The sequence below is a fragment of the Lacisediminihabitans sp. FW035 genome (genome assembly GCF_054880895.1).
On sequence record NZ_CM142187.1, the window covers coordinates 3161551 to 3176384 of the forward strand.

15 protein-coding genes and 1 tRNA gene are annotated in these 14834 nt (G+C 68.3%); 6 read left to right on the forward strand and 10 right to left on the reverse strand.

What is annotated here, in order from left to right; genetic code table 11:
* Positions 1–5: 5 nt before the first annotated feature.
* The 6 genes from ACVXZ4_RS15105 to galU form a co-directional block, all read right to left on the reverse strand.
* A complete protein-coding gene (locus tag ACVXZ4_RS15105; protein ID WP_461795631.1) occupies positions 6–245 on the reverse strand; it encodes a hypothetical protein in 240 nt (79 codons plus the stop codon).
* A gap of 48 nt (positions 246–293) precedes the next feature.
* Positions 294–476 (reverse strand): hypothetical protein, encoded by a 183-nt coding sequence (locus tag ACVXZ4_RS15110; RefSeq protein WP_461795632.1) that lies wholly within the window; start codon positions 474–476, stop codon positions 294–296.
* Between the two features lie 115 nt (positions 477–591).
* Positions 592–667, reverse strand: a tRNA-Ala gene (locus tag ACVXZ4_RS15115).
* Between the two features lie 224 nt (positions 668–891).
* A complete protein-coding gene (locus tag ACVXZ4_RS15120; RefSeq protein ID WP_461795633.1) occupies positions 892–1821 on the reverse strand; it encodes a hypothetical protein in 930 nt (309 codons plus the stop codon).
* A gap of 38 nt (positions 1822–1859) precedes the next feature.
* Positions 1860–2516 carry a GNAT family N-acetyltransferase gene (locus tag ACVXZ4_RS15125; protein ID WP_461795634.1) on the reverse strand — a complete coding sequence of 219 codons (657 nt, stop codon included), beginning with the start codon at positions 2514–2516 and terminating at the stop codon, positions 1860–1862.
* Positions 2517–2584: 68 nt separating this feature from the next.
* Complete coding sequence (gene galU / locus ACVXZ4_RS15130) at positions 2585–3478, reverse strand: UTP--glucose-1-phosphate uridylyltransferase GalU (RefSeq protein WP_461795635.1); 894 nt, start codon at positions 3476–3478, stop codon at positions 2585–2587.
* Between the two features lie 100 nt (positions 3479–3578).
* On the opposite strand from galU, the gene ACVXZ4_RS15135 reads away from it, so the two are divergent.
* From ACVXZ4_RS15135 to mscL, 3 genes are read left to right on the forward strand one after another with little or no spacing between them, the layout of a single operon-like run.
* Positions 3579–4157 (forward strand): 5-formyltetrahydrofolate cyclo-ligase, encoded by a 579-nt coding sequence (locus ACVXZ4_RS15135; protein WP_461795636.1) that lies wholly within the window; start codon positions 3579–3581, stop codon positions 4155–4157.
* A 24-nt stretch (positions 4158–4181) separates the two neighbouring features.
* Positions 4182–4550: an FmdB family zinc ribbon protein gene (locus ACVXZ4_RS15140; protein WP_461795637.1), complete on the forward strand. Its 369-nt coding sequence runs from the start codon at positions 4182–4184 to the stop codon at positions 4548–4550.
* A 30-nt stretch (positions 4551–4580) separates the two neighbouring features.
* Positions 4581–5054: a large conductance mechanosensitive channel protein MscL gene (gene mscL, locus ACVXZ4_RS15145; protein WP_461795638.1), complete on the forward strand. Its 474-nt coding sequence runs from the start codon at positions 4581–4583 to the stop codon at positions 5052–5054.
* Between the two features lie 114 nt (positions 5055–5168).
* On the opposite strand, the gene ACVXZ4_RS15150 is transcribed toward mscL, so the two are convergent.
* On the reverse strand, positions 5169–5342 hold the full coding sequence (locus ACVXZ4_RS15150) for a hypothetical protein (protein WP_461795639.1): 174 nt from the start codon (positions 5340–5342) through the stop codon (positions 5169–5171).
* 1 nt (position 5343) lies between these two features.
* On the reverse strand, positions 5344–9117 hold the full coding sequence (locus ACVXZ4_RS15155) for an AAA family ATPase (protein ID WP_461795640.1): 3774 nt from the start codon (positions 9115–9117) through the stop codon (positions 5344–5346).
* 129 nt (positions 9118–9246) lie between these two features.
* Here ACVXZ4_RS15155 and ACVXZ4_RS15160 point away from each other — a divergent pair, with 129 nt between their 5' ends.
* Entirely contained in the window at positions 9247–10557 is a 1311-nt protein-coding gene (locus ACVXZ4_RS15160) for a hypothetical protein (RefSeq protein WP_461795641.1), read from the forward strand.
* A 128-nt stretch (positions 10558–10685) separates the two neighbouring features.
* Here ACVXZ4_RS15160 and ACVXZ4_RS15165 read toward each other — a convergent pair whose 3' ends face one another.
* Positions 10686–11930, reverse strand: coding sequence for an aminotransferase class I/II-fold pyridoxal phosphate-dependent enzyme (locus tag ACVXZ4_RS15165; protein ID WP_461795642.1), 1245 nt, complete (start codon positions 11928–11930; stop codon positions 10686–10688).
* A gap of 7 nt (positions 11931–11937) precedes the next feature.
* Here ACVXZ4_RS15165 and ACVXZ4_RS15170 point away from each other — a divergent pair, with 7 nt between their 5' ends.
* Positions 11938–13164, forward strand: a complete 1227-nt coding sequence (locus ACVXZ4_RS15170; protein ID WP_461795643.1) for an MFS transporter — start codon at positions 11938–11940, stop codon at positions 13162–13164.
* A gap of 96 nt (positions 13165–13260) precedes the next feature.
* Positions 13261–13995, forward strand: coding sequence for a C40 family peptidase (locus tag ACVXZ4_RS15175; RefSeq protein ID WP_461795644.1), 735 nt, complete (start codon positions 13261–13263; stop codon positions 13993–13995).
* Positions 13996–14004: 9 nt separating this feature from the next.
* On the opposite strand, the gene ACVXZ4_RS15180 is transcribed toward ACVXZ4_RS15175, so the two are convergent.
* Positions 14005–14811, reverse strand: coding sequence for a thymidylate synthase (locus tag ACVXZ4_RS15180; protein ID WP_461795645.1), 807 nt, complete (start codon positions 14809–14811; stop codon positions 14005–14007).
* Positions 14812–14834: the final 23 nt, after the last annotated feature.

Consider the following 14834-nt stretch of genomic DNA (forward strand, 5'->3'; position numbering starts at 1 on the left):
CGGAGCTACCGGGGCGCGGTCGGTTGCCCTGCGCCGGGGTGGGCGATGACGCTGTAGACCACGAGGGCGGACTTGCGCGGGGAGAACGCGACTATCGGGGTATCCCCCTCGCGGCCGCTCTCGTAGACGTAGTGGTGAGTACCGAAACCGATGATGCTCGTGCCCCACATCACCGGTGGGAGGCCCGTGATCGAGCCCATCATCGCCAACATCGTCCGGCTGTCGTCCCGACGTAGCGGCTTCATAGCGTGATCGAACCGCATTTCGGGTGCAGCATCACGGGTGTCAGGTCATCAGCCCGGCAGAGTTGCGCCGCCCCGAGCGACGAGGGTGACCACCATCATGATCACGAGCATGAGCACCACCCCGCCGATTGCCGCAAGGCTCGGCAACAACAGAGTCCAGCGCCGGTCGGGCCCATCGGGAGCGGGAGTCGCGGGAGTGTCGAAGCGCTCGGTGAGGCTGTCGTCGCTCATCGGTGTGTCCTCGCTGCTCGCGGGCTGCTACGGGCTCCTCGTGAGCTCACCCGATCACTGAAAAACTCCCCTCACCCTGGCCGCTTCGCCATAGTGAGGGGAGTTTCTGCAGTGCTGGTGGACCCTAGGAGATTCGAACTCCTGACCTCCTCGATGCGAACGAGGCGCGCTACCAACTGCGCCAAGGGCCCGTACTGCGTAGCTACGTTATCACTTTCGAGCGCGGCTTCGGCGCAGGCCGCCGGGCGTCCAGAATCCCTCGAAACCTCCGCGAGTGGGCGGAAGTGGCGCCAAAATGCTGGTTTTCGCGCCACTTCTGCCCACTCGCGGGGCTATACAGGGGTTCTGGCACGGCAGCAGTCCCCGGAAAGGCGCAGCCACGAAAAGCCGTGGGGGGATGTATCGCTCGGGCAGCTCAGGCGCGACGGCGGCGAAGCACGGCGTCGAGGTCCGTGTGCGCCTCGGGCTGCTCCTCGACGAACCCCATGCGCGCGAAGCGACTCGGCGCGACAGAAGCTGCAGCGGAGGCCACAGCGGCCGCGGGGCGGATCGGAGTGACCTCCGGGGCCTCATGCGCTTCGCGAAGCCTGCGTTCGGCATCCGCCGCGGCCTGGCGAAGCTCGGCCGCGGCCTCGAGCGAAGCGACAAGGGAGCGCTCCGGTGCGGGACGGGTCATGTAGAGGGGCTTCGGCACCGGGACCGGGGTCCAGGTGACCTGCACGGGCGCGACGGGCGCGACGACCACCGGCGGCGCCTCGACCACGACGACGGGACGCGAGCGCAGGGTGCGGGCGAGTTCGGCGCGGGCGCGGCCGACGGAGGCCATCTGCCCGAGCATCGCGACGCTGCCGAGGCTCACGGCGGCGCCGACCGCGAGAAGCATCCAGGCACCGGATGCGGCCAGCTGCGATACCCCGAGGCCGGTGGCGGCGAGGCCGGAGAAGAGGATCACCGAGGTGATCGCGCGGGAGCGACGAAGGCGACGGGACGCCGATGAGCTGGTCGCGACATCCGCAGCAATGGCGGGTTGGGTCTCTGCGAGACGGCGGGCCGCGGCGCGCGCGACCGCGGCATCCTGCGCTTCGGCGATCGCAGCGCTGCGCTGCAGCTGCTTCTTGAGCACGCGCTCCTGCTGGGCGGCGTTGCGGGCGCTGGCCTCGGCCCGCACCTGCTGGGGAACCTCGGACGTCTCCGCCATGATGCGAAGGGTCTGCTGAAGGCGGAGCGCATTGCGTTCGGTCGCGAGATACTCGCGACGACGCAGCCAGGTCGGCACGAGGTAGGCCAACCAGAGCACGGCGGCGAGGGCGATGATCACGCCCGATCCGACTCCCTCTGCACCCATATCCCTACGGTACGAGTGCCTGGTCGATTAAGGCTCGATTACCGAGGGTGTGTTCCCCGCTGCAGCGACGCATCCCAGTCGGCCTGCGGCACGACGCCGGCGCCCTCCGGAACCCGGCCGTCGAGCCAGCGCCTCAGGACGCCTGTGGGCAGTTCCTCGGCCACGAGCGCGAAACAGAAGTGGTCGCGCCAGTCTCCGTTGATGTGGATGTAGCGCCGGCGCAGTCCCTCGTAGCGGAACCCGAGTTTCTCCACCACCCGGAGGCTCGGCGCATTCTCCGGACGGATGCAGATCTCCATGCGATGCAGCCCGACCTGGAAGAAGGCGTAGTCGCTTGCAAGGGCCACCGCGGTCGGCGTCACCCCCTTGCCCGCGAAGCGCTCCGACACCCAGTAGCCGATCGTCGCCGACGACAGCGAGCCGTAGGTGATGCCCGACACGTTGAGCTGCCCGGCGAATTCGCCGTCGTACTCGATCGCGAAGGGCAGCCCGAAACCGGCACGTGCGTTGGCCTGGAGGCTCCGGATGCTCGACCGAACATCGAAACTCATCGCGCCGTGCGGGTTGGTCGCCTCCCACTTGCGCAACCATCCCCGGTTCTCGAGCAACTCGCGCTCGAGCACCCGCGCATCCCTCAGACGGATGGGGCGGATAGTGGTCTTGCCCTCGCGGAGGGTAGGGATCGGGGTCGCCACCGCACCAGTCTAGAGCCGGGGGCCCGCGCGTCTCGGTACGGCCGGGGGCGGCCTACTCGACCACCGGACTACTTGAGGGTGCTGGCGAAGTCCTTGAGCCAGGGACGCAGATCCGGGCCGAGGTCGTCGCGCTCGACGGCGAGCTGCACGATGGCCTTGATGTAGTCGAGCCGGTCCCCGGTGTCGTACCGGCGACCGCGGAAGACCACACCATAGACGCCGCCCGCGATGCTGGGGTTGGCCGCGAGTGTCTGGAGAGCATCCGTCAGCTGGATCTCCCCACCCTTGCCTGCCGGCGTGTGCTCGAGGATGTCGAAGATCTCGGGCTGCAACACGTACCGGCCGATGATCGCGTAGTTGGACGGGGCCTTGTCGCGGGTGGGTTTCTCGACCAGTCCGGTGATGCGAACCACGTCGTCGTCCTCGGTGGCCTCGACGGTCGCGATTCCGTACATGTGCACCTGGGCCGGGTCGACCTCGAGCAGTGCGACGATCGTGGCGTTGCGCTTGCCCTGCTCCTCGAGCATCCGGGAGAGCAGCACGTCGCGTTCGTCGATGATGTCGTCACCGAGCAGCACGGCGAATGGTTCGTGGCCCACGTGCATCCGGGCGCGCAGGACGGCGTGGCCGAGTCCCTTGGGATCGCCCTGGCGCACATAGTGCACCTCGGCGAGGTCGGTGGCGTAGTTCACTTTGCGCAGGCGTTCGATGTCGCCCTTCATGAGCAGTGTGGCCTCGAGCTCGCCCACGCGGTCGAAGTGGTTCTCGAGAGCGTTCTTGTTGCGGCCCGTGATCATCAGCACATCGGTGAGGCCGGCGGCGACCGCTTCCTCCACCACGTACTGGATCGCGGGCTTGTCGACGACGGGCAGCATCTCCTTGGGCATCGCTTTGGTGGCGGGCAGGAATCGTGTACCGAGTCCCGCTGCGGGGATGACAGCTTTAGTGATTGTGAAGGCCATGGCGCCTAGGGTATACGACCGCCATTTCGAGGGCGTTAACTCACGACGGACCATAGACTTGGGCGCACGAGCGGGGTACTGGCGTGAACGGGGTGGTGGCATGAGCGGCGACGAGAGTCACCAGAAGCGCGCCCTGCGTGCGGAGTTACGCGAGCGCCGGCGCATCATGACGGCGCGCGAGCGGGAGCAGTCCACCGGGCAGCTGTGTGCCCACCTCATCGACCTTGCCACGAAGCTGCGGGTGAGCTCGGTGGCGGCCTATCTACCGGCGACAGACGAACCGAACATCCGCCCCTTCCTGAACTGGGCCGACGAGCAGAAGATCCGCATCCTCTTCCCCATCTCGCGCGACGACGGCCTGCTCGACTGGACCGTCGGCGACGGCGAGACCGAGATCGAGGGGCTCTTCGGCATGCCGGAACCCGTCGGCGAGCTGCTCGGCCCGATCGCGATCAACGATGTGGACCTGATCCTCGTGCCCGCGGCATCCGTCGACCGCTCCGGAATGCGGATGGGGTGGGGTCGCGGCTACTTCGACCGCACGCTCGGATCGATGGAGAAGTGCCCGCCGGTCTATGCTGTGATCTTCGACCGGGAGTTGGTCGACAGTGTGCCGAGCGAGGTGCACGACAAGCGCGTGGACGGTGTCGTCACCCCCGGCGCCATCATCAGCTTCTGACTTTCTCTTTCCTAAAGGACTCCTGTGCCCACCTATTCCTACCGCTGTGCGAACTGCGACTACGCGTTCGACCAGTACCAGGCGTTCACCGACGAGTCCCTCACCGTGTGCCCCAACTGCGGCCAGTCCCAGCTGCGCAAGGTCTTCAACTCGATCGGAGTGAGCTTCACCGGATCGGGCTTCTACCGCAACGACAGCCGCGCCGAGAACTCGAAGTCGTCCGGATCGTCTTCCACGCCGTCATCCGAGTCGTCTTCCGCCACGAAACCCGAGGCCCCGGCAGCGAAATCCGAGCAGACCAGTTCGAAGAGTGAATCACCAGCGCCGAAATCCCCCGCTCCGAAATCTGGCACGGTATCTTCGAATTCCCCCTCCGGTCCTACCGGTTCGTAGCTCTCGACGAGAGACAGCAGAGGAGTCCCCGTGCTCAAAGGCTTCAAGGAATTCATTCTCCGCGGCAATGTGATCGACCTGGCCGTCGGAATCATCATCGGCGCCGCCTTCACCGCGATCGTGACGGCACTGGTTTCGGGAATCTTCAACCCGATCATCGGGGTTCTGTTCAACGCCACAGACCTCACAAAGGCGTTCCAGGTTCCCCTCCCGGCGATCGGCGGCGGCAAGCCGGGAGTCATCATGTTCGGTTCGGTACTGGCCGCGGTGATCCAGTTCCTGATCATTGCGCTCGTCGTCTACTTCGCCATCGTGCTGCCGATCAACCACCTCGGCAAGCTGGCCTTCGCGAAACAGAAGCAGGAGGAGGCGGCCACCCCGGCCGACCTTCCCCCCACCGAGACCGAGCTGCTCATCCAGATCCGGGACCTGCTAGCCGGACGCCCGTCGCCCGAGGGCGATCACACGCTTCCGCCCTCGAGCGGAGCGCACGCTGCACAGTAGCGGTCATGCCGCGATCTGGGCCGTTGCGGTCACCTCGGGTCGGCACGCCGGCCCGAGGTGACCGCAATGGCCCGGATTCGTCGGCGGAGTGAACCGGCGACGCTCGCGCACGGGCTAGTGCGTCTGGCCCCAGTGCGGCGGCTTGTCGGCCTTGAGGCGTTCGTCGTTCTCGTTCTCGGCGTGCCGCGGCGGTTCCTTCTGGGGGTTCGGATCGGAACCGGCGATGGCCTCGGTTCTCACCCGGCGGCGCGGTCGTTCCCGCGGTGTCGGGGCGTCGTGCTTGCCCACGTCAGCCCTGGTGTGCCGCACTGCCGGCCGTACCCACGATCGGGATCGGCTGGGTGTCGGGAGCAGAAGTCGCACCGAGCATCGTCACGATGCGATCCGCGACGGCATCCGGCTCGCTGAACAGCTCGAAGGCGTGCACCCGCAAGTAGTGCCATCCGAGGCGGCGCAGCATCTCGGGGCGCAGGCGCAGCGACTCGCGGAGGCTCGTGCCGTGAAGCACAGAATCGGTCTCGATGGTGAGACACATGCCCTGGTGGGATGCCACGAGCCCGAGTTTGCCGCGGTGACCGAGGGCCACCCGGAGGCCGCGAAGCTGCAGGCGCCTTGCGAGGTCGACGAGCATCGGCTCGCTGTCATCCGTCGAGGAGGCGAGCGCGTTGCGAGCGGTCACGTCGGTGAGGATCTCGGCGAGGGCGATGGCGCCGAAGTGCATGCGGTCCTCGTCGATGTCCTGCGCCTCGAAGCACGTGACGATCACCATGGAACGGCGGGCACGCGTCATCGCGACGGCGAGCAGTCGTTCGCCCCCCGGGCGCCCGAGGGCACCGAAGTCCGAGAGCACCCGACCGTGCGGGGTGCGACCGTAGCCGATGGAGAAGATCACGCGATCGCGGCTCTGCGCCACGGCCTGTTCGATGGTGGTCACCGTGAACGGTTCCGGCCGATCGCCGAGCACGAAGTCGCTGAGCTCTGGTCGACCAGAGGTGGCGGCGAGCACCGCCTGCTGCACGCGGACGGCATGGCGGGCGCTGGCGGTGATGACCATGAGGGACTCGTGCGGGCGGGTCGTCGCGTGCTCGATCACGAGTTCGACGGCGCGGTTGACTTCGGCGTCGACACTCTCGACGCCGCCGGACTCCGGATCGGGCATCCCGGATCCATCGGCCAGGAAGTCGAGGCGGATGCTGCCGTGACCGAGGAAGCTGCCCGCCCAGGGAAACGACTCGATCTTGCCCGCGTAGAAACGACGGTTCACAAGCTCGGCAAGGTCTTCCCCGCCCGCACGATAGCTGCGGGTGAGAGCAAGGGTCGGAAGCACGGATGCGAGACGCGCGAGAGCGGACTGCCCGTGAAGGGCGTCGAGCGCCTCGGCCTCGAGCGGAGCGGCCTCGTCGGCTCCCGCGAGCCCGAGCGCGAAGGGGGATGGGGTCTGGGTGACCGGGTCGCCGAAGGCCACGGTCTGCTTGCCGCGACGGATGGCGCCGAGGTTCTCGGCGAGTGTCGTCGCTCCGGCATCCACGAGCACGACGGTGTCGAAGGCGAGGGTGTCGGTGATGCCGGCGACCTCATAGGGCGATGCGAGCCACACCGGCGCGATGGTGCGCGAGAGGTGCGGCGCGGCTTCCTGCAGGTCGCGGGCGTCGATCGAAGGGCCGCGGAGTGCCGTCTTGAGGGCGGATGCCTCCTCCGGCCAGTCCACGAGACCGATGCTCCAGTTCTCGGCGAGCTGCCAGCCCAGGAGCTGGGCGCTGCCGGCGGCATGGGCCTCGTCGACGAGGCGGAAGTCCGCTTCGAGCCGATCGAGCACAGAGGTGTTCGCGTTGAGCAGCGCACGATCCGCCTCGAGCAGTGACTCGAGCGCCGACTGCCACCACGAGAGTTCGAGCTCTGCGGCCACCTGCTCATCGGGAACATGGCGCGAGGCCAGGTCGTCGAGCAGCGGGTCGAGCTGGAGGTGACGGAGGGTCGCGCGCAGCTCGGCGCGTTCCTGGAGGTTGTTGAGCACGTCGGATTCGGCCGCGAGGGCCGCGATCCGCTGGGCGAGGACGTGGATCGGCAGGTGGATGAGCTGGGTCTCGCGCGTCACCGAACCGAGCGGCTCGTCGAGGAATTCGAGGTCCTGCGCCACCTGTTGGTAGGCCACCTGCACATCGGCGATTCCGACCGGCACCTCCGGGGTGACCCCGGCCGCGACGAAGCGCTGCCACAGGATGCGTTGCTGCTGGATGTGCTGGAGGCTCTCGTTGATGTCCCCGATGTGCACGCCGGGGCGCACGTATTCCTTGGCGAGTTTCTTGAGCCGGCGGCGATTCGCCGACGACATCTCGGGAGAGTCCTTGCGGGCGGAGGTCGCGGCGATCAGCTCGCTCAGCGAGCGGTCGAACACCACCGGGAGGAACCGGTCGAGGCTGTCGCGGATGTCGATGAGCAGGCGGAGGTAGATGCCGAGCTCGTTGATCGTCTCGAAGGGTCGCATACGGGTGCCGGCGATGAGATCCGTCGCCCGCTCCAGCAGTCGCGGCAGTTCGGTGTGGTGAAGCTGCTTCGCGATGGCGTGGGCGCGCGAGGCGGCCTCGCTCGTCGCGAAGGTGGCTCCGTACCAGGGCGAGTCTCCCGGACCATAGCGGAATTCGCCGAGGCCGGCGGCTTCGACCATGGCGCGGGCTGCGCCGGCGCGGTCATCCGCCATCAGCTCGACCGACTCGCGGGACAGCCGCGCGGTGGTGGCCGGCGGGTCAGGAAGCAGTGCGAGGCGGGAGAGTTCGGTGAGGCAGTCGAGCACGGAGACGCGCAGGGCCGGATCGGTGCGGGCTACGGCGCCGCGGTAGTCGAGCAGCACCTTGCGCAGGCGCACGAGCGCGTCATCCACCTCCCCGATCTGCGGGGCGCGGGCCTTCTCGTTGCGTCCGATCGAACGGATGAGATCGCGGCGGAGCGTGCCGGGCGCGACGGCGAGACCGGCAAGACCGACATCACCGAAACGCTGCGCGATGCCGGCGAGGGAGGATCGACGAGCGCTGACGACGAGAACGCGCTTGTTCTGGCTCACGAGGGCGCCGATGGCGTTGACGATGGTCTGGGTTGCACCGGTGCCGGGAAGGGTCTTGACGACCACGGAGTTGCCGGCAGCGATCTGGGCGATCACGTGCTCCTGCTCGGCATCGGCATCGAGCAGGAGGGTGTCGGTCTCGGGGGTGCGAAGGTCGGGGCTCTGCGGCTGCACCGGCGAGTAGCTCTCCTCGATGGCCCACTTGGCGGAGGGATTGCCGGCGAGGGCGTCGAGCAGCGGATGCTCGAGGTCGCCGGCGTCCGCCTCCATGGCGCGCGAGACATCCGCGAATGATGACACGACCAGCCGCGGCTGCACGTTGAACCATTCGAGGTGCGAGGTGAGTCCGCGGAGACGGTCGATCACCGGGTTCGGCTTGAACGAGCCGTCCTCTTCGGCGAGCGCGACGAATGCCTCGGCATCGAGGGAGATCTGGAACTGGGCCTCGAGAGCACGAGACAGCTCCGGATTGAGGAACGGCGCTCCTTTGAGCTTGAGCTCGAAGTTGCTGCCGTAGCGACGGATGGCGAGCGGGCGCAGCAGCACCGGCGCGCGGAACTGCACGCCCTCGTGCTGCCATTCGGCGATCCCGATGCCCAGGTGGATCGAGTCGATTCCCCGGGCGGTGGCGAGTTCGAGGCTCTTGTCGGCGATCTCCGCAGCGGCGAGCTTGGCGGCCCGCAACGCGATGTCATCCCGGATCAGGTTGGAGAGCAGCGTGGACTTGCCGGTGATGAACTGAGCGAGGCCACCCGGATGGGTCGCGCCGAGCTCGATGCGGGTGCGGGGCCCGTCCACGAAGTGCAACAGCGGCGATACGCCCCCGATGCTGCCCAATTCGGATCGCCAGCCCTGCCAGGTGGGCTCCGCGACGTTCGAGAGTGAGTAGTTGGGATCGCCGAGGGTCAGCGCATGGGGCGCAGTCACCTGCCGCTCCACGCGGGCATGACTGTCGTCCGGCTCCGCGAAGAAGTCGTCATCCTGGGGTCTATTGGCACGCCACACAGGGCCACCTTAACGGGGGCGCCCCGGAATCTCGGGAGATAGCGGGGAGTTTCGCCGCGCGTCGGGCCCGCCGGGGACGCGTCGGAGCCGCGGAGCTTCCCCCCGGGGGCGAAACGTAAGATACCGGCCATGCTCTTCCTGGCAATCCGCGCCGCTTCGTCAGACCTCGTCCAGGCCGTGACGACGGCACTCCTGACCATTGTCGTCCTCTTCGCGATCGTGGTGATCGTGGGCTTCACAATCCTCCGCCATCGACGAGGACGCGAAACGGTGGCCCCGGCAGGTCAGGCGCCCGGACCGGTCGCGGGAGACAGCGATCTCGCCACCCGCGCGAACATCCTCCTCGTGCGCCTCGACGACGCCGTCACACAGGCCGACGACGACCTCGGTTTCGCGGTCGCACAGTTCGGCGAGGACCGGTCCCGCAGCTTCGCCGACGCCCTCGCGGCCGCGCGGCGGGATCTCACCGAATCGTTCCGGCTGAAGCAGCGGCTCGACGACTCGCAGCCCGATACCGCGACGCAGCAGCGGGAGTGGAATGCGCGGATCATCCACCTCTGCGAGTCGTCACAAAAGGCCCTCGCCGACGAGGCCGCGGCCTTCGACGCCCTGCGGCGCCGCGAAACCGATGCCCCCACCGAGCTCGGAGCCGTGCGCATGCTCGTCGTCGCGACCTCGATGCGTGTGCCGACGACGGAGACTGCGCTCACCACCCTCGCCGCCCGGTACTCGCCCGCCGCGATCGCGACCGTGAGCGGCAATGTCACGGAGGCTCGCGAACTGCTCACCACCGCCGGGCAGGGTGCGGAAGCCGCGAACGCGCGGCTCGCCGATCCGCTCGCCACCGATGTCGCCGACCGCGTGCAGGACGCGCGAGCAACCGCCACCCGGGCCGTGCGATTGCTCGACGCGGTGGATGCCCTCGGTGCCACCCTCGCCGAGCAGTCCGACCGGCTCGAGCGGCTCGCGGCCCAGAGCCGGGTCGACCTCGCCGAGGCGCGGATCGCGCGGGATGCCGCCCCCGATCCGAGCTCCGGGGCGAGCATCGGGGCCGCGGTCACAGGCCTCGAGGCCGTGCTCGGATCACTCGAGACCGGCGACCCCGCGGCATCCCTCTCCCGGCTTGAAGGGGCCATTGCGACCCTCGACGGCGCCCTCGCCACCGCCCGCAATCAGGCTCAGCGCCTCGAGCACGCCAGCGCGGCACTCGCCGGCGTGCTGGTGAGTGCCCGCAGCCAGATCGCTGCCACGCAGGACTTCATCGCCGGGCGACGCGGCGGCGTGGGGGCGGATGCCCGCACCCGCCTCGCCGAGGCGCAGCGGCTGCTCGAGGTGGCCGAGGCCCAGTCGGATCCGGTGGCCGCCCTCGACAGTGCGCGAAGCTCGGCGACCTACTCGCGCGACGCGGACGCCCTCGCGAGGTTCGACGCGCACCGCTGACGCCAGCCGCTCCCGCCGCACCACCTCCCGGTTTTGCGACCACCCCCCTGTGCAAACAGGGTTGTGGTCGCAAAAAGGGGAGGTGGTAGGAGCGGGGTGGAGTCGGTTGGCCGCGACCGCCGCGGTCGCTACCCGGCCGGCGCGGACATCCGCTCCACGGCGAGCAGCACACAGGTGCAGAGTGCGTCGATCGCGGCTTCGAGGTCGGCCTGAGACGGGAAGGTCGGCGCGATCCGGATGTTCGTATCGTCGGGGTCGTCGCCATAGGGGAAGCTCGCTCCCGCGGGGGTGACGGCCACGCCGATCTGGGCGGCGAGCGCGACCGCCGCCGAGGCCGCGCCGTGCGGCACATCGAGACTCACGAAGTAGCCTCCCGTCGGCGTCGTCCAGGTGGCGACTCCCCCGAGCCTGCGCTCGAGGATCTCGAGCACTGCGGCGAAACGTGGTTCGACGATGGCGCGATGGGCGCGCATGAGGCGGCGAACACCCTCGGCATCCCCGAGCAGGCGCACATGGCGAAGCTGGTTGATCTTGTCGGGACCGATCGTCTGCACCGCGGTGTGGTGCTTGCGCCAAGCGATGTTGCTCGGCGACGCTCCGAAGAACGAGATCCCCGCGCCCGGATAGGTGATCTTCGAGGTCGAGGCGAACACGAAGGGGCGGTCCGGGTTGCCCGCGGCCTCGGCGGCGGCGAGCACGTCGATCACTGCGGGCTCGTCGTCGGTGAGGTGGTGCACCGCATAGGCGTTGTCCCAGAACAGTCGGAAGTCGGGCGCTGCCGTCGGCATGCCCACGAGTGCCTCGACTTCTTCGACGCTGAAGCTGGTCCCGGTGGGGTTGGCGTACATGGGCACCGCCCACATTCCGCGGATGCCGGGATCCGCGACCACGAGCCGACGCACGGTCTCGAGGTCGAGGTGTCCGTCCACGAAGGGAACCGGGATCATGCGGATGCCGAGGGCCTCGCAGATCGAGAAGTGGCGGTCGTAGCCGGGCACGGGACAGAGGAACGACAGCCCCTGCACGTCCCTCCACGGACCGGCACCGCCGGAAACACCGTGCAGCAGGGCGGTGACGATGACATCGTGCATGATCGCCAGGCTCGCGTTGCCGGCGGCGAGCAACTGATCGACCGGGATTACGAGCAGCTCGGAGAAGATCTGGCGCAGCTCGAGCAGGCCGTCCGGACCGCCATAGTTGCGCAGGTCGGTACCCGATGCATCCCGGTAGTCGCCGTCTCCCGGGAGCCCGAGAAGGGCGTTCGACAGGTCCAGCTGGGCGGGTGACGGCTTGCCCCTCGTGAGGTCGAGGGCCAGGTTCTTCGCGCGAAGTTCGGCGTACTGCGATTCGAGGGCTGTGGTGGTTTCGCTCACTCCTCAAATGTACTGGGACGGCGCGACCGAATGGGCCGCGCGCGGTACCGCCGTGCACCATCATGGGACGATGCTCGCACCCCGCCGGAAAGCGCGATTCGCCGTGTCTGCGCTCTTCCTCCTCAATGGGGCGGCGTTCGCCAACATCGTGCCGCGGTATCCCGACATCAAAGACGCTCTCGACCTCTCGAACGGGGAGTTCGGCATCGCGGTCGCCGCCTATCCGCTCGGGGCGCTGATCGCCGGCACGCTCGGTGGCGCGGCGATCCGTCGCTGGCATTCGGGGCGGATCGGGCCGGTCGCGGTGCTCCTGCTCTCCCTCAACCTGGTGCTGATCGGCGCAGCCCCGGTCTGGTGGCTCTTCGCAGTCGGGCTCTGCATCGCCGGCGCGCTCGACTCGATCGCCGACATCGCGAACAACGCCCACGGCCTTCGGGTGGAGCGGCTGTACGGCACCTCCATCCTCAACTCGATGCACGGCCTCTGGAGCGTCGGAGCGGTGATCGGGGGCGTGATGGGGGCACTGGCCGCGGGTGCGGGTGTTCCCCTCGTCTGGCATTTCTCCGCCGCAGCCGTCGTCTTCATAGTGCTCGCGCTGCTGGTGAGTCGATGGATGCTGCCGGGGGCGGACCTCGCGGAGAGCGTCGGCGCAGACGTTCCGCCCGCCACACGCGGTCGCCTCGGCTACGCGCCCGTGCTGATCTCACTCGGTCTCATCGCCGCGGCGGCCAACATGATGGAGGACGTCACCTCCACCTGGAGCGCGGTCTACCTGCGCGATTCGCTCGGCACCGGGGCGGTGGTGGCCGGATTCGGATTCATCGCGCTGCAGGCCGCGCAGACCGTCGGCCGTTTTGCGGGAGACGGACTGGTCACGCGCTTCGGTGACCGGGCGGTCGCGCGGGTCGGGGCATCCCTCGCGCTCGTGGGGATGACACTGGCTCTCGTCTTCGCGACGCCGGTGACCACGATCGTCGCGTTCGGGATGGTCGGAGCCGGGGTGGGCACGCTGATTCCCGGCGCGATCCGCACTGCAGAGGGCTTGCCGGGGCTCCCCCCGGGGACGGGTCTCACCTGGGTCAGCACGACGATCCGCATCGGGCTCTTCGTCTCGCCTCCCCTGGTCGGATTCGTGGCCGACCTCACGTCGCTGCGGGTGGCGCTGGCGATCATGCCGATTCTCGCGGTCGTGATCCTCGTGGCGAGCCGCACGCTCGGTCGCCGGATCGGTTGAGTCGTCGAGTGTCCGGTGCCCCCTGTTCGGGGCGATGGGTTATCGTGGGAGGAGATCACAACCCGATAACGCAGACCGATTTGGATCTTCCCCCTCGTGGCTTCTCCTCACGGCAGGCATTCCCTGCGCACTCCCGCCCGCCGATCGACCCTTCCGCTGAAGCGCGCGGCGGGCACGGCCGGGGCGATGCTGATGGCGGTCGGTATGGCCGCGACCATGGCGATCCCCGCGGTGTCGGCATCCGCAACGGTGTCCCCCCAACAGGCATCCGCCCACGTGGTCGCCGACTTCATCCAGCAGTCCCAGCAGTCGAAGTCGCAGCAGCTGCGTGTGAGCGCTGCCGTCGCCGAAGTGCCGGTCACGCGCGACAAGAGCTCGGTGTTCTACGCCGCAGCGGTGCAGAAGGCCGAGGGCGTTTCGGCCGGAGGCGCCTCCCCCGCGACCCCGCTGTCTGTCGGCGCCCACATGTCGATCAACCCGCCGGACCTCGGCGGAGGCGGCGCTGCCGTCGTGCAGTACGCGCTGCAGTTCGTCGGGATGGTGCCGTATATCGTCGGCGGCAACTCGCCGAGCACCGGCTTCAGCTGCGATACCTTCGTGCGCTACGTCTACGAGCAGTTCGGGGTCTACCTGCCCGGGGATGCCGTGGTCGAGGCGAGCAAGGGCACCGAGGTGCCGGAATCCGAGGCCGTCATGGGCGACCTGGTCTACTACTCGCACCAGCACATCGGCTTCTACGATGGTCATGGCGGCATCATCGACGCCCCCAAGCCCGGCACGGACATCTCGCACCGCGCGATCTGGGGCCACCCGGTCTTCATCCGGCTGTAACGGCGCCGTTCAGACCGCGACCGGCGCCTTGATAGCGGGGTGGTGCTGGTAGTCGAGCACCTCCAAGTCTTCGAAGACATAGTCGTCGATGCTGTCGCGGTCGGCGAGCCGCAGGGTCGGTGCCGGGAACGGCTGGCGGGTGAGCTGCTCCGTCACCTGGTCGACATGGTTGTCGTAGATGTGGCAGTCGCCGCCGGTCCAGACGAATTCGCCGACGCCGAGTCCGGCCTGCGCCGCGATCATGTGGGTGAGCAGCGCGTAGCTCGCGATGTTGAACGGCACCCCGAGAAATAGGTCGGCGCTGCGCTGGTAGAGCTGGCAGCTGAGCTTGCCGTCGGCCACGTAGAACTGGAACAGCAGGTGGCACGGCGCCAGCGCCATGCTCGGGATGTCCGCCACGTTCCAGGCGGAGACGATCAGTCGTCGGGAGTCCGGGTTGGTCTTGATCGCCTCGATGACCTCCGCGATCTGGTCGATCGTGCCCCCGTCGCGGGTGGGCCAGGAACGCCACTGCACCCCGTAGACCGGACCGAGGTCGCCGTCGGCATCCGCCCACTCGTCCCAGATGGTGACCCGGTTGTCCTGAAGCCAGCGTGCGTTGCCGTCTCCGCGAAGGAACCACAGCAGCTCATAGGCGATGGAACGGAAGTGCACCCGCTTGGTGGTGATCAGCGGGAACCCGTGCTCGAGATCGAAACGTAACTGCCGCCCGAAGACACTTCGGGTGCCGGTGCCGGTGCGATCCGACTTGCGGGCACCGTGTTCGAGGGTGTCGCGCAGGAGGTCTTCATAGGGGGTGGCGATCGGCGTAGTCATCCCTTCGAGCGTAGGGCCAAACG

Bases quoted from the DNA above. Each gene is read 5' to 3' on its own strand.
- ACVXZ4_RS15105 (WP_461795631.1), bottom strand. From the start codon at position 245: ATGAAGCCGCTACGTCGGGACGACAGCCGGACGATGTTGGCGATGATG.
- ACVXZ4_RS15110 (WP_461795632.1), bottom strand. From the start codon at position 476: ATGAGCGACGACAGCCTCACCGAGCGCTTCGACACTCCCGCGACTCCC.
- ACVXZ4_RS15120 (WP_461795633.1), bottom strand. From the start codon at position 1,821: ATGGGTGCAGAGGGAGTCGGATCGGGCGTGATCATCGCCCTCGCCGCC.
- galU (WP_461795635.1), bottom strand. From the start codon at position 3,478: ATGGCCTTCACAATCACTAAAGCTGTCATCCCCGCAGCGGGACTCGGT.
- ACVXZ4_RS15135 (WP_461795636.1), top strand. From the start codon at position 3,579: ATGAGCGGCGACGAGAGTCACCAGAAGCGCGCCCTGCGTGCGGAGTTA.
- ACVXZ4_RS15160 (WP_461795641.1), top strand. From the start codon at position 9,247: ATGCTCTTCCTGGCAATCCGCGCCGCTTCGTCAGACCTCGTCCAGGCC.
- ACVXZ4_RS15170 (WP_461795643.1), top strand. From the start codon at position 11,938: ATGTACTGGGACGGCGCGACCGAATGGGCCGCGCGCGGTACCGCCGTG.
- ACVXZ4_RS15180 (WP_461795645.1), bottom strand. From the start codon at position 14,811: ATGACTACGCCGATCGCCACCCCCTATGAAGACCTCCTGCGCGACACC.